Origin of the sequence: Rhodoferax lithotrophicus, assembly GCF_019973615.1 — a bacterium.
Taxonomy (GTDB): Bacteria; Pseudomonadota; Gammaproteobacteria; order Burkholderiales; family Burkholderiaceae_C; genus Rhodoferax; species Rhodoferax lithotrophicus.
Window position 1 is genome coordinate 394,552 of record NZ_AP024238.1, and the last position, 22,673, is coordinate 417,224.

General features: G+C 53.7%; 19 protein-coding genes. 7 read left to right on the top strand and 12 right to left on the bottom strand.

Annotated features, from left to right (window positions below; translation table 11 throughout):
* The first annotated feature begins 20 nt into the window (after nt 1–20).
* Nucleotides 21–464, top strand: coding sequence for an FKBP-type peptidyl-prolyl cis-trans isomerase (locus LDN84_RS01830; protein WP_223907318.1), 444 nt, complete (start codon nt 21–23; stop codon nt 462–464).
* 161 nt (nt 465–625) lie between these two features.
* Complete coding sequence (locus LDN84_RS01835) at nt 626–1,057, top strand: Hsp20/alpha crystallin family protein (RefSeq protein WP_223907321.1); 432 nt, start codon at nt 626–628, stop codon at nt 1,055–1,057.
* Between the two features lie 75 nt (nt 1,058–1,132).
* Here the strand turns inward: LDN84_RS01835 and LDN84_RS01840 are convergent, their stop codons facing one another.
* The 9 genes from LDN84_RS01840 to bcsD form a co-directional block, all read right to left on the bottom strand.
* Nucleotides 1,133–2,209 (bottom strand): serine/threonine protein kinase, encoded by a 1,077-nt coding sequence (locus LDN84_RS01840; RefSeq protein WP_223907324.1) that lies wholly within the window; start codon nt 2,207–2,209, stop codon nt 1,133–1,135.
* Entirely contained in the window at nt 2,202–4,745 is a 2,544-nt protein-coding gene (locus LDN84_RS01845; RefSeq protein ID WP_223907327.1) for a GspE/PulE family protein, read from the bottom strand. The genes LDN84_RS01840 and LDN84_RS01845 overlap by 8 nt, the downstream gene beginning before the upstream one ends.
* Nucleotides 4,746–4,855: 110 nt before the next feature.
* Nucleotides 4,856–5,827, bottom strand: a complete 972-nt coding sequence (locus LDN84_RS01850) for a glycosyl hydrolase family 18 protein (RefSeq protein WP_435405910.1) — start codon at nt 5,825–5,827, stop codon at nt 4,856–4,858.
* A 140-nt stretch (nt 5,828–5,967) separates the two neighbouring features.
* Nucleotides 5,968–6,654, bottom strand: coding sequence for a cellulose biosynthesis protein BcsQ (bcsQ, locus tag LDN84_RS01855; RefSeq protein ID WP_276572414.1), 687 nt, complete (start codon nt 6,652–6,654; stop codon nt 5,968–5,970).
* Between the two features lie 13 nt (nt 6,655–6,667).
* Nucleotides 6,668–8,989: a cellulose biosynthesis cyclic di-GMP-binding regulatory protein BcsB gene (gene bcsB / locus LDN84_RS01860; protein WP_223907330.1), complete on the bottom strand. Its 2,322-nt coding sequence runs from the start codon at nt 8,987–8,989 to the stop codon at nt 6,668–6,670.
* The gene (locus LDN84_RS01865) at nt 8,986–11,091 is read right to left on the bottom strand and encodes a glycosyltransferase family protein (RefSeq protein ID WP_223907333.1); all 2,106 of its coding nucleotides are present in this window, start codon (nt 11,089–11,091) and stop codon (nt 8,986–8,988) included. Before LDN84_RS01865 ends, bcsB begins: the two co-directional genes overlap by 4 nt.
* Complete coding sequence (gene bcsQ / locus LDN84_RS01870) at nt 11,088–11,852, bottom strand: cellulose biosynthesis protein BcsQ (RefSeq protein ID WP_223907336.1); 765 nt, start codon at nt 11,850–11,852, stop codon at nt 11,088–11,090. The genes LDN84_RS01865 and bcsQ (LDN84_RS01870) overlap by 4 nt, the downstream gene beginning before the upstream one ends.
* Nucleotides 11,849–12,676 carry a hypothetical protein gene (locus tag LDN84_RS01875; protein ID WP_223907339.1) on the bottom strand — a complete coding sequence of 276 codons (828 nt, stop codon included), beginning with the start codon at nt 12,674–12,676 and terminating at the stop codon, nt 11,849–11,851. Before LDN84_RS01875 ends, bcsQ (LDN84_RS01870) begins: the two co-directional genes overlap by 4 nt.
* A gap of 22 nt (nt 12,677–12,698) precedes the next feature.
* Nucleotides 12,699–13,172 (bottom strand): cellulose biosynthesis protein BcsD, encoded by a 474-nt coding sequence (bcsD, locus tag LDN84_RS01880; RefSeq protein ID WP_223907342.1) that lies wholly within the window; start codon nt 13,170–13,172, stop codon nt 12,699–12,701.
* 190 nt (nt 13,173–13,362) lie between these two features.
* Here bcsD and LDN84_RS01885 point away from each other — a divergent pair, with 190 nt between their 5' ends.
* From LDN84_RS01885 to LDN84_RS01895, 3 genes are all read left to right on the top strand, one after another.
* A complete protein-coding gene (locus LDN84_RS01885) occupies nt 13,363–14,703 on the top strand; it encodes an AmpG family muropeptide MFS transporter (RefSeq protein ID WP_276572415.1) in 1,341 nt (446 codons plus the stop codon).
* Nucleotides 14,704–14,801: 98 nt separating this feature from the next.
* Nucleotides 14,802–15,509 carry a response regulator gene (locus tag LDN84_RS01890; RefSeq protein WP_223907345.1) on the top strand — a complete coding sequence of 236 codons (708 nt, stop codon included), beginning with the start codon at nt 14,802–14,804 and terminating at the stop codon, nt 15,507–15,509.
* Nucleotides 15,509–16,891 carry a sensor histidine kinase gene (locus LDN84_RS01895; RefSeq protein ID WP_223907348.1) on the top strand — a complete coding sequence of 461 codons (1,383 nt, stop codon included), beginning with the start codon at nt 15,509–15,511 and terminating at the stop codon, nt 16,889–16,891. The genes LDN84_RS01890 and LDN84_RS01895 overlap by 1 nt, the downstream gene beginning before the upstream one ends.
* A gap of 262 nt (nt 16,892–17,153) precedes the next feature.
* Here the strand turns inward: LDN84_RS01895 and waaF are convergent, their stop codons facing one another.
* From waaF to LDN84_RS01910, 3 genes are all read right to left on the bottom strand, one after another.
* Nucleotides 17,154–18,164, bottom strand: a complete 1,011-nt coding sequence (gene waaF, locus LDN84_RS01900; protein ID WP_223907350.1) for a lipopolysaccharide heptosyltransferase II — start codon at nt 18,162–18,164, stop codon at nt 17,154–17,156.
* A gap of 36 nt (nt 18,165–18,200) precedes the next feature.
* Complete coding sequence (locus LDN84_RS01905; protein WP_223907354.1) at nt 18,201–18,404, bottom strand: zinc-finger domain-containing protein; 204 nt, start codon at nt 18,402–18,404, stop codon at nt 18,201–18,203.
* A 74-nt stretch (nt 18,405–18,478) separates the two neighbouring features.
* Nucleotides 18,479–19,429 carry a branched-chain amino acid transaminase gene (locus LDN84_RS01910; protein WP_223907357.1) on the bottom strand — a complete coding sequence of 317 codons (951 nt, stop codon included), beginning with the start codon at nt 19,427–19,429 and terminating at the stop codon, nt 18,479–18,481.
* A 387-nt stretch (nt 19,430–19,816) separates the two neighbouring features.
* On the opposite strand from LDN84_RS01910, the gene LDN84_RS01915 reads away from it, so the two are divergent.
* Nucleotides 19,817–21,397: a TolC family protein gene (locus tag LDN84_RS01915; RefSeq protein WP_223907361.1), complete on the top strand. Its 1,581-nt coding sequence runs from the start codon at nt 19,817–19,819 to the stop codon at nt 21,395–21,397.
* Nucleotides 21,398–21,406: 9 nt separating this feature from the next.
* Nucleotides 21,407–22,672: an NHLP bacteriocin system secretion protein gene (locus tag LDN84_RS01920; protein ID WP_223907364.1), complete on the top strand. Its 1,266-nt coding sequence runs from the start codon at nt 21,407–21,409 to the stop codon at nt 22,670–22,672.
* Nucleotide 22,673 lies beyond the last annotated feature (1 nt).

Genomic DNA, 22,673 nt, shown 5'->3' on the forward strand with positions numbered 1-22,673 from the left:
TCAATCCCTACCTTTATTTCATGAAACCAATGCTGAAAATCGCTCTTGTTGCCTTTGCGCTGAACCTGGGCCATGCCTGGGCGGCTGATGCCACGCTGGATGCCGCCGCCAAAGAGGCCGGTGCGGTGGTGACGAGCAGCGGCTTGGTTTATCGATCTCTCAAAGATGGCGCGGGTGACAGCCCCAAAGCCAGCGACCGGGTCAAGGTGAACTACCGGGGGACTTTCCCGGATGGCCGCGAGTTTGACAGTTCGTACAAACGTAATCAGGCCATTGAGTTTGGGTTAAATCAAGTCATCAAGTGCTGGACCGAGGGTGTGCAGCGTATGAAAGTGGGTGGCAAAGCCAAGCTGACTTGTCCGGCTGCCATGGCCTACGGCGAGCGGGGTGCTGGTGGCGGACTGATCCCCCCCAATGCCACGCTGCTGTTTGAGGTGGAGTTGCTGGGCATTAACGGTAAATAAGGTCGGGCATTCACCATAGACATGGCTATTCTCAAGCGCAGGAAAGGATCAAAAAAATCGCTTGAAAAGCGCTGGGGCAACCGCATCTTCTATGCAGAAGGTTCACAGTCATGGGGGCTGTGAACTGCTCACTTGACTCACTGTACTGATAGGAGGCTCGTATGAATGCACTGATGACGCGCGGCGGTCTGTTTGATGACTTCTTCCGCGATATCGCCCCAGGTTTTTACGTCAAACCCTTGCACGGGGATGGTCTGCCCAACCCGTCGCAGATCAAGGTGGACGTGAAAGAAAACGGTGATTCCTACATCATTCACGCTGAGATTCCTGGGGTGCCCAAAGACGACATCCATGTGGCTGTCGATGGCAATGTCGTGACCTTGCGCGCCGAGGTCAAGCAGCTAGACAGTACCAGCGAAGATGAGAAAACCTTGCGCAGTGAACGCTATTACGGTGCGGTGTCGCGCAGCTTCCAGTTGGCTATGGATATTGACCAGTCACAAGCCAAAGCCAAATACGACAACGGTGTGTTGACCCTGACGCTGCCGAAAAAACAAGCCCAGAGCGGTTCGCAACGTTTGACGATCGAATAAGCTGGTTTCGACAGCCGGGGTGCGCACAGGCCTTGATGCGTGAGCCATTGCAGGCAAGTGTCGTAAGGTGTCTATTTAAACCACCAGCGGTGCTTCTTGCATGGCTTCGATTTGTTCTTCCAGCATTTGTACCTGACCTTGCCAGTAGTCGCTGGTGCCAAACCATGGAAAGTTGATGGCAAAAATGGGGTCATCCCAGCGTCTGGCCAGCCAGGCGCTGTAATGCAGCAGGCGCAAGGTGCGCAGGGGCTCAATCAAGGCCAGTTCGCGTCGGTCAAAGGGGCGGAATTGCTCATAGCCATCTACCAGCAGCCCTAGTTGACGTGTTTGCTGTGCACGGTCACCGCTGAGCAACATCCAGAGGTCTTGCACTGCTGGGCCGCTTCGGGCATCGTCCATGTCCACAAAATGGGGGCCTGGCAGGTCGTTTGCAGGCCGATCCAGCGGAGTCCACAAAATATTGCCCGGATGGCAGTCGCCATGCAGGCGGATGTGCGCGATGGCAGATTCTTGCGGATCTTCATCCGGGAAGTGGATTTGTGAATCTTTTTGACCTCTGGTGCTTGTCAGACTTGCGTAGGTAGCTATCAAATCAAGTGCATTTTGAGAGGCTCTCTCCCATGCCGATTGGACATCCAGCGGTACCCGGTCATGGGCCAGCAACCAGTCGCGCGAGGTGATGCCAAAGCTCACCAGATCCAGTGCTGGCCGGTGTACAAAGGCTCGCGCCGCACCTACGGTATGAATACGCGCCAAAAAGCGGCCAATCCACTCCAGTACCTCGCCATCATCAAGCTCGGGTTGGCGGCCACCGCGCCAGGGGCTGACGCTGAAGTCGAACCCGGCAAAGTGGTGCAACGTATGACCCTGCAGGCAGATCGGTGCCACTACCGGGATTTCTGCCGCAACCAGTTCGCTGGAGAACGTATGTTCTTCCAGAATTTGCGCCTGTGTCCACCGCTGGGGCCGGTAAAACTTGGCCACCACCACCGAGCCGTCTTCCAGGTATGCCTGATAGACCCGGTTTTCATACGAGCTCAAAGCCATTTGGCGACCATCACCAAATAGTCCTACGCTGGCCAAGGCATCCATCACTACATCAGGAGTGAGTGCCTGGTAGGGGTGATCCGCGCTGGTTCGAGGGTCATGCATTGCTGTTGGCCCGAATTTCTTCAATACTGGTCAGCCCGGCCAGCACTTTGGCAATGCCGTCCTGGCGCAAGGTGCGAAATACACCAGAGTGAAAGGCGGCGTGTTGAATTTCTTCAGACCGTGCGCCGGTTTGGATCAGACGGCGTACCTCGGGTGTGACACGCAGCAACTCATGCAAGCCTACCCGGCCAGACATGCCGGTTCCCAGGCAATGGCTGCAGCCGGGTGCCTGGTAGTGACTGAGCCAGCCCTTTTGGCCGTATTGCGCCATCCATTGCGCCAGCACCGTTTCATGCGTGGGGCGATTGTCTTGCGGGAATGCGTGCAAGTAATCCGCCACCCATTCGTCAATGGTTTCCTGTGAAGCAGGTTGTACGGTACGGCATTCATTACAAAAGCGTCGTGCCAGACGCTGTGCCAACACGGCCAGCAAGGAGTCGGCAAAGTTGAATGGATCCATGCCCATGTCGATCAGTCGGGTGACGGTTTCTGCCGCACTGTTGGTGTGCAAAGTAGATAGCACCAGGTGACCGGTTAGTGAGGCTTCAATGGCAATTTGGGCGGTTTCAGCATCGCGGATTTCACCCACCATGATGATGTCGGGATCGGCTCGCAAGAATGAGCGCAGGGCTTTGGCAAAAGTCCAGTCAATTTTGGGGTTGACCTGTACCTGGCGCAAATCGGGCTGGGTGATTTCAACCGGGTCTTCAGCTGTCCAGATTTTGCGCTCGGGGGTGTTCAGGAACCCCAGTACAGAGTGCAGTGTGGTGGTTTTGCCTGAACCGGTGGGGCCAACACACAGCACCATGCCATAAGGGCGGCTGATAGACTGGGTGAGTTGCTCCAGGTTGTCCGGGGATAAGCCGAGTTTTTCCATCGGAATCGGTTTGGCCGATGAAAGCAGGCGCATCACCACGTCTTCCAGGTTGTTGGAGGTCGGGATGGTGGCAATGCGCAGTTCCAGCCGGTGGCGCGGTGAAAACTTGCTGAAGTCGATTTTGCCGTCTTGTGGCTTGCGTCGCTCAGAAATGTCCAGATCGGCCATGATTTTCAGGCGGGCCACCAACGCGGCGCGGTAGGTGTGCGGCAGCTCCAGGTAGGGAGATAACAAACCGTCTTTGCGAAAGCGGATGCGCACTTTGGCGCGCTTGGGTTGGGACTCCACATGAATGTCTGACACCCCGCGGGCATGGGCTTCGATGATCATGGTGTTGATCAGGCGCACCAGCGTGTTGTCAGACTGGGCAATTTGCTGACCATCATCCGGTTCCTCTTCGATGCCGCTGTCTTGCATTTGCATCGTCTCCAGCAGTTGGGTACCGCTGGCTTGGTGCTGGTCGTCATTCGTCTGCGCGAGCATGTCGTTATCAGTAGGCCAGGCAACGACACCAAGCTCTTCATAGGCCGTTTTGAGGGTGTTGGCGATTTGCATCTCATCGCCCAGGGTGGCGATCACCCGCCCTTGTGCCATGAACTCAAGCTCTTCGAGCATCTTGCGTTGAGTTGGGTCAACTGCGGCCACCACCAGCAGCTTGTCACGCCACAGCAGTGGCATGACCTTGAGACGCTGCGCCGTGTTGGCAGATATTTTTTTCAAGGCCTCTGGATCAACTGGGAACTTTGTCACGTCCACCACGGGGTAGCCCATCTTGCGTGCCAGCGCGATGTTCAGGTCGGCACGGGTCAAAAAGCCCATGTTGACCAGCAATTGCCCCAGCGGCACCGAGCGTTCTGTTTTTTGTTTTTCAAGCGCTTGCTTGAGCTGGGTTTCGTCGATATAGCCCAATCGGGTCAAAGCTTCACCCACACGGATCATGGGCATTTTGGACTGCTGATCCAGCGCCAGCATCAGTTGCTCTGGCGACACCACGGCGTTATCTACCAGATAGTCGCCCAGCTTGCGTTTTCTTAAATTGTCCTGTTCGGTGGCCGCATCTTCCACTTGCTGGGATGTCACTACCTTTTGTTCCACCAGCATTTGGCCAATGTGGTCACCCAAGGTGACCTTTGTAAAGGCATCGCGTGGCACAAACACCCGTTCAACCGAGCCATGGGCATCCAGTGGGGTGAACAAAAACAGACCATAGTGGGTTTCGACATACCCCACCGTCTGCCCCGTAGCTGTGCTGCCGTTTTCCAATAACAGGTTGTATTGCACCGTGGAGCGGTAGCCCAAAATGTCTGCAAATTGTTCGGTGCTGATGATTTCCTGTGGATGAATCGGTTTTTTGAGGGTCAGTCGGCGAAACTGCGAAAAAGTCACAGGCACAGGAGTTTTGCTGTGCTCAATCTGAATCAGGATGGTTTGTTCGGCTGGTGTGACCGATACCAGGGTACAGCGCCGAATGGCACCATTCAAACCCTCAAGATCACACACTTGCGGCTCAGCCCAAGGCTTTGCCGCCGTGTAAATGGCGTAGGGCGGAGCAGGCCAGCTGAAGCTCTTGGTCTGGGTTTGATAGGGCGCTTCTTTGGGCAGTAAACTCAGAGAGCCTGTTTGCCCCTCTGTGGGGGGCAAGGAAATAGATGCAAACACCCTGCACTCCTTAAAAATCTAGACCTCTATCATGCCTGAATGTGGGCACTTGCAGTCATCGAGAATGGTTTCGCTGGAGACGTTTGTAATTTCTACATCAAGATGGCTGTTTATTGCCGATCAATCAAATCATCCAGGCTTTTCGGTTTTTTTTGATACAGGTAATACCCAAGAAGTTGCTCTTTGTCGTATCCCAAAACAAAAAATGTGATGCCACCGAGTTTTTCAGCTTTTACAAAATCGATTTTTCGACTCAGTGACCACCAATCTTCAAACCAGCCCTGTACATGTTGACCTTGTTGGTTTTGGAATTGATAGTATGACGACCCGCTGGATGGGTCTTGAGTTGCACCAAATTGCTTCACTCGCTGGGTGATGCTGATTTGAACATCTGGCAAGAGTTCTTTGTCCACTTCGGAGAAAGTGGTGGTAACCCCCATTTTCTGAGTGGGGCTGCGGGGTTTGTTGTCCAGCACCATCCATTCGTAGCCATACAACGGAAAAGTCAGGATAAGCCGATTCCTGGGCACACCGAGTGCGAATGCATCTGCAGCTGCTTTTTCCCAAGTGAGTTCGTCTGATCCGGTCAGTGGTGCCACAGGCCCTGCATGTTTGCTGCTGCGGTAATGCGAGTCATAACTTTGCGAGACCACCCAATCCATCAAACTCAAGGAGGGGGCATCGTAGAGTGCACTTTCGGTTTGTACAGGAAGAAAAACAGACAAACCTCGTGCGGGCGAAAGTCCATGAAGTTGTTGTGAAAGCTGAGTCAAAAATAGCCTGTAGTTGGTGATGGCCTTGCTGGAGGCACCCCCATAAATTTCAAAATCCAAATGTAAGCCATTCACATATGGGTTTGCCGCCAACTCAAGGCACTCCGCCAATAGCTTGTTGGGCGCTTGATCTGACGAAAAAAGCTGATTGAAGGTTTCTGCATCAAACAATGTCAGGGTCAAATCCAGGGGAGTTTTTTGCCGTTGGGTGGCTTGCTGGAGCTCAACCCATTGTTCGGGCCAGCCATGGCGTTCGGCAATGGCACCGGACGAATCGACTTTGAGTTCAAAGAAAAAAAGTCGATCCATCTCTTGCAAAGGCAGGTTTTGCCAACTCTGCGGCATCCACCAAGCCAGATAACCCATGGCCTTAAGGGGTTGCCCCATGACAGTTGATTGACTCAAAATCATCAGGCAAAAAATCAGGCAGGCACGGTAAAAACGAGTGGTCATGCTTCTGTGCTGCTCAGAAGCCATTCGGCTACATATTGAATGTCAAGACTGGCTTTGCATCCGGGCTCATATTGCAGTACCGGCCGCTCAAATGCCAGGGCTTGCGAGACTCTGGCATCACGGTGTATGGAAGCTGGAACCAGTTTGTCCGCATAATTGGCGTACAACGCAGACCTGACCTGATGACCTAATTTGCTGTTGATTGGCATCTGATTGATGAGTAAGTTCATGCCCGCAAAATCGCTACGGTCAGAAGTGTATTGATCAATCAAGGATGAGATTTTGTCAATGGTGGCAAATGATGCCGCATCAGCAAGCAAGACCACCATGGCCCTGTTGGCGGCTTCGAGCGCTTGCCGTAAATAAACCGAAGGACCAGGTGGCGTGTCCAGCACCACATGTTGGGATTCAAATTCTTCCAGCTCCAGCTCACTGACGCGGCCAAAAGGTATAAAACTGACACCGAAGGGGCTGTCAAAGATGGAGGTAGGCTTGATGCCTTCGCGTGCCAGACCTGCAATCTCATCAGGATTCATGCCCAAATGAAAACGCTGCGCATTTTGAGGATCCAGATCAATCAACAAAACCCGCTTTTGTCGTTGTGACAAAGCGACTGCAATGTTGGCCGCCATGGTGGTTTTTCCAACGCCACCTTTGCCTGAAATGAAAGCAATAACGTGCATGATAGATCGCAACTTAAAGTTTTACTTTGGCTGTCCGATGGAACAACTTGCGTAATGGACGATAGGCTGCTATGGCCAGTAATACGCAAACAAGAGCTACAAGCAGCCCTACCCACAGTGGGTGATCTGCAAATAACCATTGCAATTTGTTCATGAATGGCAAGGCACCAATGTAGTAAGTCGCACTCACTTTGGTATGGCTAATGTCTTTCTCATTAAATACCACGAGATCGCCCTTGATGGTATTAACGCGCTCTGTGTTGGTCAGTACGTCTGTGATTTTTTGCAAATCGGTTGGCCGGTCTGCATGAACCAACACCACACTGCGCTCGGCCTTCATGGGTGATTCAAAAGCCATCAATGTGGTGAGGTCGCCACTGTTGGATAGGTTTAGATCACCTTTGGGTAAAGGAGTAAATTGGTTGTCTTGCTGCTCCCAGCGGTATGTTGGCTTCCAGGTGACATCTGGTTCACGTACATGTCTTTCACCATTGATTTGCACCAAAGGCAATTTATCCGCCCATTTGCCGAGGAGGGGTTGACTGTTGGCGCTGCCGATCACCAGTACATCACGGTCGGCCATTTTGTCAATATCTGCCGCAGTTGTCAGTGCATGGCGCAACACAGGGTAGCCGGTTGCTTCTCCCATCCGCCCCATTAAGGTGAGGTAAATACCGAGTTCCTGGCTATTGGGCCGGTCCGGCATGACCACAGCTGTTTCTGATAAATCAGCCAATCGAGTAAAGGGGAAGCCGATATTGGAAAAATACGCCAGATTGGGCATGGCCACATAGTGTGGAAAAGCGCTGAAATCCATAGTTGATTCGGGATCAATTGCGCCCACCAGATTGTCTGGCGGCATATTTTGGCATTCGCCGTGTTTCAAAATATCAAAGAAATAACCCAGTTGCAGCTGATCACGCCCGCCTACGGCATAGGGAGGAATAAATAAAAGATCTGATCGTTTGGAGACGTTGTCACTTCCGGCAAGGTTGAGCCGATTGATTTCATCCGGGTTTTTGTAGGCGTAATTCAGCGGAAGAGCGTGAATGAAGTCATTGTTCAAGCTGACATTCAGGCTTGATGCTTTATGTTCAGGCAAACGGGTGTACCGATATTTCAAATTCAGCGGTACCCCCGGTGTTCTCCATGTGAAAACGTCAGGCGACACACGGTAATTCACGCGGATCGTTTCTGGATACCAGCCCTGTGCGCGGAGCTCTTCTGGACGGGCAATTTCACCAAAACGCACTGGCCGATCAGTGGGTACCCATGCGGGTGCATCGTAAGGTTTGCGAGGTGTGGCTTCAGTTTCTTTGGTGATCGCCAATGATGATCCTGACAGTGTGTTGCTGATCAAGGCGAGTGCTCGTGCAGAACGCAGAATTTCCTCATCATTGCTGCCAGTTACCAGCAATAACTTGGCCAATGGATTGGTCGGGTGGTTGATGACGCTGAGGGTCGGGCCTGGCGGGCTTTCAACCCCTAGAATTTTTTCAGTTCCTTGGGCAAAAACGACTGCATTGCCATCAGGCAAGGTGTTTAAAGATACCGGGAATTGCGCGCCTCGATTTCCAGCCTGGATGCCAAACCATGAGGCCACAATACCTGCTGCTTTGACGGTTCCCGCCGAAGGGGTGCTGGCAAAGACAAAGGGTAACTTCAAGGTGGCATCATCATGTTTGTCGAAAAATGGTGCAGGAAGATACTTCAGGTCGTTGACCATTGATTTGGGGGCCAGTGTCAGTTCAAGCCGACCCAGATCACTCAAGGTGAGCCACAGAGAAGAATGAAACGGGTCTTCACACTGGCGGGTGTAATGCCCAATCAGATTGAAACGCAGAAAATTGATGTCGGTCATCTGCCGAGGGTCGAGATCAATGTCGCGTGAATTACCCAAGTTCTTTCCTTGTGGTAGCCCTTCCACGGAAACAACGCGTTCATTGAGCAGTATTCTCAAGTGGCTCAGTTCTGGAATCAAAGCAGGGGAGTAGTCGTAGAACAATTTCAACTTGGCTCCCACCACCATTTCATCCGACCTGACAGAGAAGCTCAGTGTTCTTGACCCTTCTGTCCCTTTCAGGTTGACTGACGACCAAGCCCCCAATTGTTTGAAGCTCAAGGAAACAACTCTTTGTTTTGGCATTGCAGCTGGCGTGGTGTCTATCACTTCTTCCACAACAGCTTTGGTTTTGGTCGTTTTGGTTTTGGTCTTGGCCAGTACCTGCGAGCTGAAAATTGAGCAAGAAACAGCCAGAGCGAGTACTGTCAAACCAAGAGATAGTCGACGGACAGTAAAAAATTCAAATGGTGGGTTCATGTTTTTTGCTTTCATTTCATTCGGCTGCTGTCTGCAGCTTTTGCTGCTGGTTTTCGAGAGAATCGATGCACCCATTCGGTCAATAAACGCACAGGCCAAGCGAATGCTTGAATGAGCCATTGCGGGATGATTTTGTCGACATGTTGACCTGGCAACCAGTTGGGCCAGTTGGGACCACGAGCGAACAGGGCTTCACTGAACCGGGTGTATAGCCTCCGCCACGCGGGATCCACTTCGACAGTCAGAGATGATGCTTCAGTTTTAACGACCACGGCATCCAGAGCGAACTCCTCCATGGCGTAAAAAATAGACAGCTTGAGTCGCTGTCCACACTTCACACTCAGTGTTGCCGAGATGTCCAGGTCAAGTTGGAGGGCCGGAAAGTTTCTTGTCTGACAAGTGATCGTGCGGTTGTTGGGTAATCGGATCATCCCCGACATCACCCCTAATCGCACCTTTTGTTGTGCCACCTCGGTAGCCTCTTTGAATACGGCAAATTTTCCGACCAAAAGCAACACCACAATAAATGACCATACCAAGTAAAAGCTCACAGTAGATAGCTGAGCCCGGTCTATTTGTTGCAGCTCAACAAAACCTGCGGCAATTGCTCCCGTATGAAGCCAGAGCATCAGCCAGTTGGATTTGCTTAGGCGAAACGCGTTGATATCACTGGACGCGGTGGGTTGGACTCGTGACGATTTCCACGTACGCAGCAAGGTCCAAAGGGCAGTAAAAAAGGTCAGAATCAGCAAGTAAGTGGCGAGTATTCCTTCACGTAGCTCTAACCAGGTTGGCCATCGACGGTTTGAATTTGTCCGACCAAACACCAGATACATCTGCGCCAGATGCGGTAAGGCGTAGGCACTCCATAGCTCAGGAGATGCACGCATAGGTAGCTGATTCGCCAACAAGTAGAGCAAGGGCAGTGTGAGTAGCCCGTATCGCAATAGGGGTTGGTAAAAACCCAAGACATGGCAGGTATGGGCAACCCAGATCTTCATGCTGAAGGCTTGATATGCAAAGGGTTCGATAATTCGATAAAACGTATCTGCTTCTTGAAGCAGATAGGCGTGACCAAATCCAATAGCTTGCAGTTTTTTTGCAATATGACTTTGAGCTGATAGAGCATCAAGCGGTACACCACCTGCTTTTAAAAAATGTGAGACGCGAGTGATCATGACTTCGGCTGAGGGCGGATGCCCTGCAAGTTGATCAAGCAGTCGAGGCGCAGGCTCAGGTAATAGAAAATGGTTGGGCGTTGCAACCAAACCCAAACGGGCATCTTCAACAAACCAGCCGGAAATTTCTTTTAAAAAGTTGGGTTCGGGTGTTTGCCCTGCACTCAAAATGACGGCTAATTCGGAGTCTGCGTTGGTCATCTCCCGATTAAGTTGCTGGGCAATTCCTTGGTCAGCAACGAACGGAGATGGTAGATAACCAACATTCATGGAGAACAAGGTTGACTGCAGATGGCTTCGCTCTTCGTTGTCTATGATAGCCAGGCTCAATTTGGCAGGCGGCCAGTCTGTGAGTTGCAGGGCAGACAAACTGCGCATGACATCATCCTCAGAGTGTCCGGTGGCACAGATGAATATGGTGACCTTGGGCCATTGCGCTTGGTTTTCCGGTAGTGCATAGGTGATTTGCTTGATTGGCCATAGGCCGTTCAACAAGATCATCCAAAAAAGTAAAACCCCGTATACCTCAATGCACCATACGATCAAAGCAATGAAAAAATCTAGTTCAAATGCAGGTCCCAAGCTACTATCAAAGCGCCAATAAAGATAGCGAGCCGTGGTAACCATGGCGAAGCCCAACAAGATCAAGGTGGAGATAGTGCCCCGATAGAGTCTGACAAAAAGAGAGATGATCAATATAAAGGCGGATAGCCAGTACTGATTGGTCAGAGAAAATTTAACCCCAACCAAGACAAAGGCCAGAACGGCAAACAATACGCCAGAGAACAAACCCAAACCGGGGAGTGAGCCCAGAATGGAGTTGCTGGCACGATCTCCCCAGGCGCACAGGCCGTCATTTCGATACGGCTGTTTCCAGGATTCAGGAAATTCCTTACCCCAGCGTTCACGCCAAAGTGAGAGTAGCCGCAGTGGTGTCATTTGTTCAGCGTATTGATAGTCCACATGGCCAAGCGAACAAAATCGTGGCTGGCTTGGCAGTGTGGTTCATAGCTGAGAACGGGTTGCTGAAAGGCCAATGCCTCAGCGACGGCTTCGTCGTTATGGATGTCAACAGGACAGAGTCTTGGCTTGAGTTGCCGATGCAAAAAGGCAGCCGTATCACGGTTGAGTGTTTCACTTCGATCAATCTGATTCAGGACGTAATAGACTTTCAATTCAGGGCGTTTGGTGGTGTAGGTGTCGAGCCAGGTTTCCATCTCTGGAATGGTGGCGTAAGACCCTGCATCTGCCAGTAACACAATCAAAATCAAATCCGCGCACTCACATACTTGCTTGAGGTAGACAGACGGACCCGGAGGGGAATCAATCACGACGACCACGTTGTCCGACAGTTCCGCAGCTTTAAGCTGCTCGTTCACCCATTGGTCAGATTGGCTTAAAAGACTCTCAAAGGCCTCTCGATCAGTTTCAGCCACGTTGCCATAGGGCAAACACCGCACATTGAATGAACTTTCCAACATGGCGTTGCGCCAGTTGCCTTCGTGAAGAGATTGCTCGCATACGCCAGAGTCATCTTGGTCAATCAAACCAAAATGCCAATGAAGTGCATTCTGGGGGTCAAGATCCACCGTGTACACACGTCCATCACCCAACTGGCTGCCCAATGCCGTTGCCAGATTGGCGGTGGTAGACGTTTTACCTACGCCGCCCTTCATTGAAATCACGCCAATCACACTCATTTTTTATTTAACCGATTGAGAAAAGCAGGGGTTTTGACAGTCGATGTGGCTGTTGTATTGGGTGGGTTTTGCAGTTTACTTAGCAGTGATTGGAGTGATCCGGTGGTTTTTGACGGAGTGGCTGGTAGGGGCGACTCTGGCGTTTCGTGGGTGATTTCAAGAGGTTGAACTGGGGTTTCGCGTAAAACAGGTTCGCTTTGAGTTTTTGTCGGTGTGGTTGGTTTTCGAATTCTTTTCGGCTTGACCGGTTTGTCAGGGATCAGGTTGGGGGTTGGAATCGTTTCAGTTTTCGGAGCCGAGATGGCTTCGTGTGGCGTGACAGGTTTCAACACGCCAGACGGGGGTGATGCCCGTTCAACCGTCAGTGGTTTGGTTTCGTGCCTACCTGTGAATTCAGGAGCGGGTGGGAAGGCCGGTGCAGTGGGTTTTTCTGGGACTTGTCGAGAAGGTAGCTCAGGCACAAGTTTTGCGCGGGCAAGCGATGGCTGTTCCGCCGTCTTGAGGTCTTTGGTCGGCTTAGTGGCCGTCGGTTTCTTTTTGCCAGCCATTTTGCTCAAACCTGAGGCCAGTTTGTCGCTCAGGCTTGACGTGGTGGCCATTGGGGGGCTTGGCAGGATCGGCTCGGTATTTGAGCTCGTCCAGTTTTGCTTGTCTGCATCAGATAAAACTGGTGTGCTCGCGGGCTTTTTGGGTGCCAAGACTCTGAACAAAGGCCATTTCTCAGCGGCTTCTTGTGCAGATGTGCTTGCTACTTTGGTGATGACCGATTCGTCCGGATGAAGTGACCTGAAAATGGGGGCCAACTTGTCTTTGGGTATTGTCATGTTTGTGTTTCTCTGGGCAATCTCAAGAGTGCTGCTGGCCAAACCGCAGCTGGATCAGCATGTCTGACAACGCCCCATTCACGGCTTCAACTTTCATGGTGTCACCAGCCCCAAGAACTTCAAAAACAGTTTGATAAAAACCCTCTAGCAAACCCACTGACCACGGCAGTGCTGCATCACCAAAAGCCTCTGCCAACGGTGACGCATGGTGTTCAATGCCAATGGCATCGTCCAGCTCTTTGAGTGAAGTCCAACCCCAATGTAAGGTGCTCCAGTGCACATTGATCCGCTCGGCGAGGTCATCCAGGGTTTCTATGGAGACGAACTGAGATTCAATGGAATGCGCCATTTGCTCGCCGATTTTGAAAAAAAGCGCCTTTAGTGTCTCGGGGTCTTCGGCATCCTGTAGCACCTGGGCCATCGCACGGAGTACGGACAACCATTGTGGTGAAACCTGGTGTTGACGAAAATAGGTTTGTAAAGTGCTGTTAATCATGGCGGTTATCAATCAGTCAGATGGCCGTATCAGATGGATGCTTCAACTGAATTTAGGAGCAAACTATAGTTGATGTGCAAAGGCTTTGGGCCAGTCCAAGCCAAGCATTAGTGAACAAATTGACGGATTTTGCCAACTCTTTGGCTAATGAAGGAGGTAAATCTCCGTGGCGGTTGATTATTATCTTTAAATGACCATTTCGAATACTCCTGTTTTGCCCGATACACGCCCTTGGTTAACTGCCTTCAAGGTTTACCTTGAACCTGCCTCTTTGCGCATGCTTTCACTCGGATTTTCTGCTGGGTTGCCTTTGTTGCTGGTGCTTGGCACTTTGAGTTTCTGGTTGCGGGAAGCCGGGATTGACCGTACCACCATTGGTTATCTCAGTTGGGTGGGTCTGGCCTATGCATTCAAATGGGTCTGGGCTCCGCTGGTTGACCGTATGCCAATACCTGTGTTGACGCGTGTGATGGGCCGTCGGCGCAGCTGGCTGCTGTTGTCGCAGGTGGCCATCATGCTCGGTTTGGTGGCTATGTCGTTCAACGATCCGCAAGTCGCTTTGTTGCCGGTTGTCTGGGGGGCCTTGGCGGTGGCCTTTGGTTCTGCCACACAAGATATCGCGCTGGATGCCTTTCGTATTGAGTCCGCTGACATGGACCGCCAAGCAGCGTTAGCCGCAGCCTACCAAACGGGTTACCGCCTGGCCATGATCTGGGCCGGTGCTGGTGTGCTGTTGTTGGCGGCACGCGCAGAAGTGGCCGATGCAGTTGGATACCAGCATGGCGCATGGCATTTCGCTTATTTAGTCATGGCTGCCAGCATGTTGCCGGGGGTGCTGACCGTGCTGCTGTCACGTGAACCCTTGCATCGGAGCCTGCCACCCGTGAAAAATGCTTGGGACTGGTTACGTGGCGCACTGGTTGCGCCATTTGCCGACTTTGTGCAACGCTACCGCTGGCAAGCGGTACTGATCCTGGCGTTGATTGCTACCTACCGTATCAGTGACGTGGTGATGGGCATCATGGCCAATCCGTTTTATGTGGACATGGGTTACAGCAAGGACGAGGTTGCCACCGTGACCAAGGTGTTTGGGGTCATCATGACACTGGTCGGTGCCTTTGTTGGCGGAGTATTGTCGATGCGGCTGGGTGTCATGCGTGTGTTGATGCTGGGTGCGGCATTGAGTGCGGCCAGCAACCTGCTGTTCGCCGTCTTGAGCACACGTGGTCATGACCTGAATGGCCTGATTTTTGTGATCTCTGCCGACAACCTTTCCAGCGGTATCGCTTCTGCGGCTTTTATTGCCTATCTGTCAAGCCTGACCAATGTGAACTACTCAGCCACGCAGTATGCGCTGTTCAGTTCCATGATGCTGTTGCTCCCCAAATTTCTGGCAGGTTATTCTGGCCGTTATGTGGATACCTTTGGGTACGTGAACTTCTTTGTGGCTACGGCTTTGCTGGGTGTGCCGGTGCTGCTTCTGGTATGGCTTGCTTCAAGACAAAAAAGGCTTGTGCTGCCTGAAAAATAAGAGTTTAAAGCTATTTAAAGCATAGCTTTCAGATCAAAATTTACCTAACTTTACGCATGCTTCAAGGCGGGGATGCGGGCAACTACTAGACTCGCGCCATGAACCAACACCTGCTGATGATTGAAGATGATGTGCGCTTGGCCAACATGGTCTGCGCTTACCTGGGCCAATCGGGTTACCAGATGACCCACGCCGGTGATGCGCAAACCGGTTTGTCTCAGGTTCAGTCGATTGCTCCTGATTTGGTGATTCTGGATCTTATGCTTCCCGATATGGACGGACTGGAGGTCTGCCGTCGCATTCGTGCGCTGCATGGTGCGCTGGCGCGCACACCCGTGCTCATGCTGACGGCCAAAGGTGACTCCATGGACCGCATCATCGGTTTGGAGATGGGGGCTGATGATTACCTGCCAAAACCTTTTGAGCCCCGTGAATTGTTGGCACGTATTCGGGCTGTGCTGCGTCGTCAGGGTGATGGCGCAGTTGGGGGCGACGCTCATCTGATGCGGTTTGGTGTACTCGACATTGATCGCGATGCCCGCACTGTCAGCGTCTCAGGCCAGCTTTGCGACTTGACCTCTTACCAGTTTGACCTGTTGGTTGCTTTGGCTGAACGTGCTGGACGGGTGCTCACGCGTGACCAAATCATGGAAGCCGTGCGCGGGCGTGAACTGGAGGCCTTTGACCGCTCCATTGATGTCCACATGGGGCGTATTCGTGCAGCCATTGAAGTGGATGCCAAAAACCCGAAGCGCATATTGACGGTGCGTGGCGTGGGTTACGTGTTTGCCCGGCAGCAAGACTGATGTTCAACAAACTTTACGTCCGCATCTGGCTTGCTGTGGTCATGGCTGTGGCTGTACTCATTTTGTTGGTTGGCTGGATCTGGCGGCTGGCCGCTGAGCCACCGTTGCGTGACGTAGTGGTTCGTAATGAGGCTGGACAGATCATAGGGCGAGGACGTTCCCCTGCAGTCATGCCTGATGACGCATCGCCCGCAGAGCAGGCGATGCTCAAACGGCTGCATCATGAGCAGATGATGCAGCACGAATACCGTTATGGCCCACCGCCACTTCCGCCTGCCGCATCGGCATCCATCGCCCTGCCTCCCAACCTGTTGGAGAATTCTGTTGCAGCTGAGCGGACAGAAATGGCAGAGCGTGAAGCAGCTGGTCACATACCAGAATTTGTGGTTCGTATGCACGACGGGCAAACCATACACATGCGGTTGTTGCGTTCCCCGGCTTCGATCTGGAGTCGTCCGCCTTTTGGGTTCGCCTGGATGCTGGTGTGGGTCGGCATTGCTGTGGCTCTGGCCACCTACCCGATCATGCGAACTCTGACACGCCGTCTGGAGCGTCTGCAAGATGGTGTACAGCAGTGGGGAGAGGGCGATTTGTCGATTCGTGTACCTGAAACCGGCAAGGATGAAGTGGCGTTTTTGGCCAAGCGCTTCAACCATGCAGCCGAGCGTGTCCAAACACTGGTGCAATCGCACCAGGCTCTGCTGGCCTCACAAAAATCTCTGCTGGCCAATGCCTCACATGAATTACGTTCGCCGCTGACCCGTATTCGCATGGGGCTGGAGTTGATGGGGCCATCAGCTACGCCCGCATTTAGAGATGAAATTTCGCGCAATATCAGTGAGCTGGATCAATTGATTGAGGAAATTTTGCTGGCCAGTCGCCTGGATGCCCGTGAAGCTGATTTGGGCACCATTGAATCGGTTGACTTGATGGGGTTGGTTGCAGAGGAATGTGCTCGGGTTGATGCTGACCTGGACGTGTGCCCAAGCGCCGAAGCTGGTGCTACCGCACTTGGTCGTTCCGAGTTGTGCGTACAGGGGGTTGCCAAGCTGCTGCGCCGTGCGGTGCGTAACTTGTTGGAAAATGCCCGACGGTACGGCGCGGGCTCTATCAGCCTGAGCTTGAGCCAGACCCCCGAATGCGCCGTGATCCGTGTTGCTGACCGTGGCCCAGGGGTGCCGCCCGAGCTGCAAGAGCGTATTTTTGAGCCGTTTTACCGTTTGCCAGGTGCCACCGAGCGGGATGGTGGGGTGGGTTTGGGTCTGGCGCTGGTCAAGTCCATTGCCTTGCGCCACGGGGGGCGTGCTTATTGTGAAAGCCGTCCCGGCGGAGGTGCCTGCTTTGTCATTGAACTGCCCCTCAACCCAGGTTCAAACGTGTGATGGATGTGGTCAAGACGGGTTTTTTTCAAAAATAGGCTTCAAAATCCCCCAAATGGGGGATACCCAAATGCATCTTTGACCGATACAGTACATCCCAGCTGCTGTCACAGCCATGAAGCAAAAAGAACTTAGGTTCTATCCTTGTTGAAAGGTATCAAGTTTCCAACGACGTTCCCCCTTGGGGAACCTTTATAAGCCACCTTCGGGTGGCTTTTTTTTAAGAAAAATTGGCCTCTAGTGCTTATGGAACAAGCGGGAATAGCTATAAAAATAAAAGCACATCGGTTGCTTGAATATCGTTCAAGCAGCGTGTATGCCCCAGTGGGCAGATGCGTTTAAAACAAGGTGCGCAGTCCAGCGGTGGTTGGTAATGCGGATTGTTCTTGAGCCAAAGCACGGTGGCTTGCGGGTTGAGTGGTGGCGTATGCAGCGGGCTGCTAGAGCCAAAAATGGCCACCTGTGGCACACCAAACCCCGCAGCCACATGCATCAGGCCAGAGTCGTTGCTGACGATGCTTTTGCTTGCTGCTATGGCGCATAGCGCCTGCTCCAGCGTGGTTTTTCCTGCAAGGTTGAGGCAGCGTCCTGGGTGTTGGGTATTGACGCGATCAGCAATGCTGGCACACAGTTCAGCCTCTTTGCCAGAACCCAGCAACAGCACTGGCAACACCAGTTGCATGGCCAGATCAGCGAAGTGGCTGGCGGGCCAGCGCTTGGCGGGGCCGTATTCAGATCCGGGCGCAAACACGTGGTAGCCCTGGTGTGTCAGCCCCAATTGAATCAGGGTGGCCGTGATTTCACTCGGCTGAAGAATCAGCTGCGGCCGATCTTCAGCCGTGTCAGTGTCGCCACTCAGGGCCGAGTAAAACGCCACCATCGGCGGGCGTTGCCCCTTGGTCGGGTTTTTCAGTCGGTGTGTCAATAGTCCCACCCGAGATTCACCCAAGTAGCCAATCCGTTTAGGAATGCCCGCAAGCAGCGGCAACAGTGCGCTTTTCAACGAATTGGGGCAGATATAGGCTGCCTCGAACTGTCCCCGGATCTGTTTGGCCAAGCGCAGTCGTTCGCGCCATTGCAGGCCACCGTGGGCAAAGGGAAATTCAATGACTTCTGTGACTTGGGGCATAGCCCGATAAACCGGAGCCACCCAGGGTAAGGCACCAACCGTCAGGCGCTCACCGCGCGCATGCAAGCGGCGCAGTAATGGCTCGGTCATAACCGCGTCGCCAATCCACTGCGGGGCGATGATGAGCGAGCGGGTTAAATGGTTCAAAAGCTGAAAGGAGCTGGGATCTGCCTCAACGGCAGATTAATGCCCGTGAAAATGCTCGCCGTCTTTGAGTTTGTAGACCGTGCCGCAATAGGGGCACTTGGCCTCGCCGGTGCAGGCCACGTCCAAGTACACCTTGGGGTGGCTGTTCCACAATTTCATGTCAGCCAGGGGGCTGGGGCAAAACACGCCGCCTTGATGGTTCAGATCTTTGGCCAGCAGTTCAATGGTTGCGTTTGTCATGGTGTCTTTCTAATCAGTTGAGGGCAGAGTTGGTGCCATCCGTGTCACTGCGGTCTGACCCGCCAAGCAGGATTTCAAACCTGTGTTAACCAATGGGCATATCGGGGGTTACGGCCATTGACGATGTCAAAGAACGCACTCTGGATTTTTTCGGTGATGGGTCCACGGCTGCCTACGTAACCAGCTTGGCCGAGTTCAATGCGGTCAAGTTCACGAATGGGCGTGATTTCCGCTGCGGTGCCGCTGAAAAAGGCTTCGTCAGCGATATAAACCTCATCGCGGGTGATGCGTTTTTGCACCACTTCCAAGCCCAAATCTTTGCAGATGTGCAGAACGGTATTGCGGGTAATACCATTCAGGGCACCTGCGGATAAATCAGGTGTGTAAACCACACCGTCTTTCACCACAAACAGGTTTTCGCCCGAGCCTTCACTGACAAAACCGTTGGCATCCAGCAGCATGGCTTCGTCGTAACCGTCGTCCAGGGCTTCCATGTTGGCCAAAATGGAATTGGTGTAGTTGCTCACCGCTTTGGCTTGCGTCATGGTGATATTGACGTGGTGGCGGGTGTAGCTGGAAATCTTCACGCGAATGCCGCGTGTCATGCCTTCGTCGCCCAGGTACGCGCCCCAGGCCCAGGCCGCTACCATCAGGTGAATGTGGTTGCCCTTGGGGCTGATACCGAGCTTGCGACTGCCAATCCAGCTCAAGGGGCGCAGGTAGCAGGACTCCAGCTTGTTTTCACGCACCACATCCACTTGCGCCTGCATGATTTGCTCTTTGGTGAAGGGAATGGTCATGCGCAAAATCTTGGCGCTGTTGAGCAGGCGTTGGGTGTGCTCTTCCAGCCGGAAAATCGCTGTGCCCTTGGCCGTGTTGTAGGCTCGTACCCCCTCAAACACGCCGCAGCCGTAGTGCAGGGTGTGGGTCAGGACGTGAATCTTGGCATCGCGCCAATCCACCATCTGGCCATCCATCCAGATTTTTCCATCGCGATCAGACAGGTCGGGGAGTAGGGCAGTCATGAGGGGTTCCTTCAAAGTAGGGGCAATTCATGCAAAACACGAATTCTACGGTCTGGCACCGGGCGAAACGCCATCGGTGGTTCGTGGCACAACGGCCAGCGCTGACCTCAGGTTTTCTTGGCCACACAGACGTGTGGATGCAGACTGGAAACTGATCCGAACAGACGATTCTGATCAAGGTCATCCTGCCCGGGAGCCGCCGTTACCGCATTGGCAGCGCATCCTTGCCCAGCATACCCGTCTTCCAGCGCTGGCTCGGGACGTAAGTCCCAGTTACGAAGTGGCGCGCGTTTGCGCTTCTACCATCGTCACCATCGTGCTGGGTTGCGCCGAATCCGGTAAGTGACGTTGGCTGCCGTTTCCGCCAGTTTCCTTTGATCAAAATTTATGAAAAAAACGGTGCGCTTCCTTCATCGTCATACGGCCTCTTGGCTCAAGCTGGTAGCCACCCTGATCACTCTCTTGAGTTCAGGGTTGGCATCGGCGGCCTCCCTCAGTCTGGTGGAGGCCATTCGCCACACCCTGGAGAAAAATCCGAACGTGCAGATTCAGGAGAAGCAGCTGGAATCCAGCCAGGGGGTGTTTCAGCAGACCACCGGTCAATTTGACACCACCGTGAATTTGGCCGGGGGCTACACCGTTGACCATACCCCGCTTAATCAGCTGACCCGCAACAGTTACGCCAGTCAGCGGCTGGACATTCCAGAGTCTCAGGCCGCCAGCACGACTTACAGCGTGGCGCTTAACAAAACCCTGCGAAATGGTCTGGTGCTGAGCCCAAGTATCTCCACGATCCGCAACACGGGAACCACCAACGATCTGAGTCAACTCGCTGCGCAAAACCGCGCCAAAGTGAGTTTCAACATCCTGCTTCCATTAAACCAAGGGCGCAGGGAGTCTGCTGCCTTGAGCGAAACAGCGGCCAAGCTGGCTTGGGATGCCAGCAAGCAGGATCTTCGGGTGTCGGTTGCTCAAGCCATTGTGAATACCGTTTCTGCATATTGGAAGTGGGTGGCTGGTAGACACTTTTTGGACATTGCCCGCGAAGCGGAAGCCAGCATGGTGCAAATGGTCAGAGAAACGCAGAAGCTCATTGATGCGCAAGAAATCCCTGCGGCCGATCTGTTGCTGGTGCGAGCCAGCCTGATGGACAAGACCAGCGCACGCCTGGGGGCAGAACAAGCCATGCTGGAAGCGCGTCAAAAACTCGGGCAAGCCACCGGCATGGCCCCGCAACAGCTGGCAGAACTGGAGCCACTGGATGATTTTCCATCCCTGCAGCAAGGGCTGCTGGCCAGCGCTGATGTGCAGCAGCGTTTGCTGGACCTGGCGATGCAACAGCGCGCCGATCTGGCCGCTGCCCGATTGCGCCAAGAAGCCGCCAAGGTGTCACAAGCCGTGGCGCGGAGTGCGCTGCAGCCGCAGCTTGACCTGAACCTGAGCGTGGGTTATGCCACTTTGCTGGAAGGTAATGCGGCCAGCAGCTTGGTCCGTACCTTGAACCAGAATCGCTCCAGTGCCAATATCGGCACCAGCATCAGCTACCAATGGCCGGTAGAGAACAATGTCGCCAAAGGCCGCTATGTGCAGCAGTCGGCCGCCTACGACCAGGCCACCACCCAGCTCCACACCCTGGAGCAATCGATCAGTCTTGGGGTTGAAGCCGCATGGCATGCGGTGATCAGGAGCGCCCAGCAGGCACAGGAGTCCGAGGCCTCGGCGGCGTTGTACCAGGTCACCGCGAGAAACGAAAAAACCAAGAGCCAGCTCGGCAACTCAACGTTGATCGACGTTTTGTCTGTCAACGACCGATTACTCGGTGCGCGCCAAAACCAGCTCTCCTACCACCTCAACTACCTCAATGCGCTGGTGCAACTGCGTTTTGAGACCGGCGCTTTGCTGCGCGACGATGCATCCGCCTCGTCGATACGGTTCGAGACCTTCGTCAGCCCACCCACACTCGATTAACACGCCGCCATGTCAGAAAAACACCAACTGTTTCGCAAAACATCCCTGGACCGGCTGTCGTCCCCCGAGCAGCTTGATGCTCTGATGCAGGTGACCTCGCCCAAAGGCTGGGTTGCCCTGCTGGCGATTGGTGGCTTGCTGTTCATGGCGCTGCTTTGGGGCGTGTGGGGCAGTATTCCCACGCGCATCATGGGCACCTGCATTTTGATCCGCCCTGGTGGTGTCAGCGAGGTGGTGGCCAACGGGGGTGGCCGTGTGGCTGATATTTCAGTGGATGTGGGTGATCTGGTGCGAGAAGGACAGATGATTGCGCGCATCGAACGGCTCGATGCGCTGGAGCAAATTCGTAGCCAGGAGGCCAAACTGCATGAGCTCAAGCAACAGGAAGAACGCCTGAAGAAGGTCAATGCGCTGAGTGCCGACCAGCAGGCCCTCTATTTGCAAGACACCCAGCGCAACCTGAGCACACGCATCCACACTGCACAGGAACGCCTGGCCGCGCTGGAGGCCAAAATTCAGAGCCAGGGCAAGCTGCTCGATCAAGGCTTGATTACCCGGCAGACCCTGCTGTCAACCAAGCTGGAATACGCCGGTGTGCAACAAGAAATTGACACCCATCGCAACGACATCCGCCAGCTCGATGTGCGCCGCCTGGACGGCAAAAAACAGATGGACAACGAGCTGTCTGCCATCAGCATCCAGATCAACGAAGCCACCCGCAGTCTGACCGGCCAAATGCGCAGCTTTCAGGAAGCCTCACAGGTGTACAGCCCCTACACCGGGCGGGTGCTGGAGTTGCGCCTGTCAGAAAACACCCTGGTGGGTGCGGGTGCGCCGATCCTGAGCATCGAGCGCACCGGAGCCAACCTGTCAGAACTTGAAGCCCACATTTATGTGCAACCCACCGAGGGCAAAAAAATCAAGGCCAACATGGATGTCCAGATCGCGCCGTCCATGGTCAAGGGCGAGGAATTTGGCTTCATGCTGGGCAAGGTCAAAACCGTGGCCAAGTTCCCCTCTACCGCGCCGGGCATGATGCGCATCTTCAACAACGACAAACTGGTGCAGCAACTCGCTGCCGGTGCGGCCCCGATTGCCGTGCTGGCTGATTTGATTCCCAGCGCCAGCACCCCCAGCGGCTACAAATGGTCGTCCCCGCGTGGCCCGGACACCGAGGTTGAAAGCGGCACGCTGTGCTCGGCCACCATCACCGTGCGGCAGCAGCGCCCGATCACCCTGGTGATCCCGATGCTGCGCGCCACGCTGGGGGTCTGAG

Coding starts and splice junctions, on each gene's coding strand:
- LDN84_RS01840 (WP_223907324.1), bottom strand. CDS start 2,209: ATGCATGACCCTCGAACCAGCGCGGATCACCCCTACCAGGCACTCACT.
- LDN84_RS01865 (WP_223907333.1), bottom strand. CDS start 11,091: ATGACACCACTGCGGCTACTCTCACTTTGGCGTGAACGCTGGGGTAAG.
- bcsB (WP_223907330.1), bottom strand. CDS start 8,989: ATGAAAGCAAAAAACATGAACCCACCATTTGAATTTTTTACTGTCCGT.
- LDN84_RS01890 (WP_223907345.1), top strand. CDS start 14,802: ATGAACCAACACCTGCTGATGATTGAAGATGATGTGCGCTTGGCCAAC.
- LDN84_RS01835 (WP_223907321.1), top strand. CDS start 626: ATGAATGCACTGATGACGCGCGGCGGTCTGTTTGATGACTTCTTCCGC.
- LDN84_RS01895 (WP_223907348.1), top strand. CDS start 15,509: ATGTTCAACAAACTTTACGTCCGCATCTGGCTTGCTGTGGTCATGGCT.
- bcsD (WP_223907342.1), bottom strand. CDS start 13,172: ATGATTAACAGCACTTTACAAACCTATTTTCGTCAACACCAGGTTTCA.
- LDN84_RS01875 (WP_223907339.1), bottom strand. CDS start 12,676: ATGACAATACCCAAAGACAAGTTGGCCCCCATTTTCAGGTCACTTCAT.
- LDN84_RS01885 (WP_276572415.1), top strand. CDS start 13,363: ATGACCATTTCGAATACTCCTGTTTTGCCCGATACACGCCCTTGGTTA.
- LDN84_RS01920 (WP_223907364.1), top strand. CDS start 21,407: ATGTCAGAAAAACACCAACTGTTTCGCAAAACATCCCTGGACCGGCTG.
- bcsQ (WP_276572414.1), bottom strand. CDS start 6,654: ATGCACGTTATTGCTTTCATTTCAGGCAAAGGTGGCGTTGGAAAAACC.
- LDN84_RS01910 (WP_223907357.1), bottom strand. CDS start 19,429: ATGACTGCCCTACTCCCCGACCTGTCTGATCGCGATGGAAAAATCTGG.
- bcsQ (WP_223907336.1), bottom strand. CDS start 11,852: ATGAGTGTGATTGGCGTGATTTCAATGAAGGGCGGCGTAGGTAAAACG.
- LDN84_RS01915 (WP_223907361.1), top strand. CDS start 19,817: ATGAAAAAAACGGTGCGCTTCCTTCATCGTCATACGGCCTCTTGGCTC.
- LDN84_RS01905 (WP_223907354.1), bottom strand. CDS start 18,404: ATGACAAACGCAACCATTGAACTGCTGGCCAAAGATCTGAACCATCAA.
- LDN84_RS01850 (WP_435405910.1), bottom strand. CDS start 5,827: ATGGATCGACTTTTTTTCTTTGAACTCAAAGTCGATTCGTCCGGTGCC.
- LDN84_RS01830 (WP_223907318.1), top strand. CDS start 21: ATGAAACCAATGCTGAAAATCGCTCTTGTTGCCTTTGCGCTGAACCTG.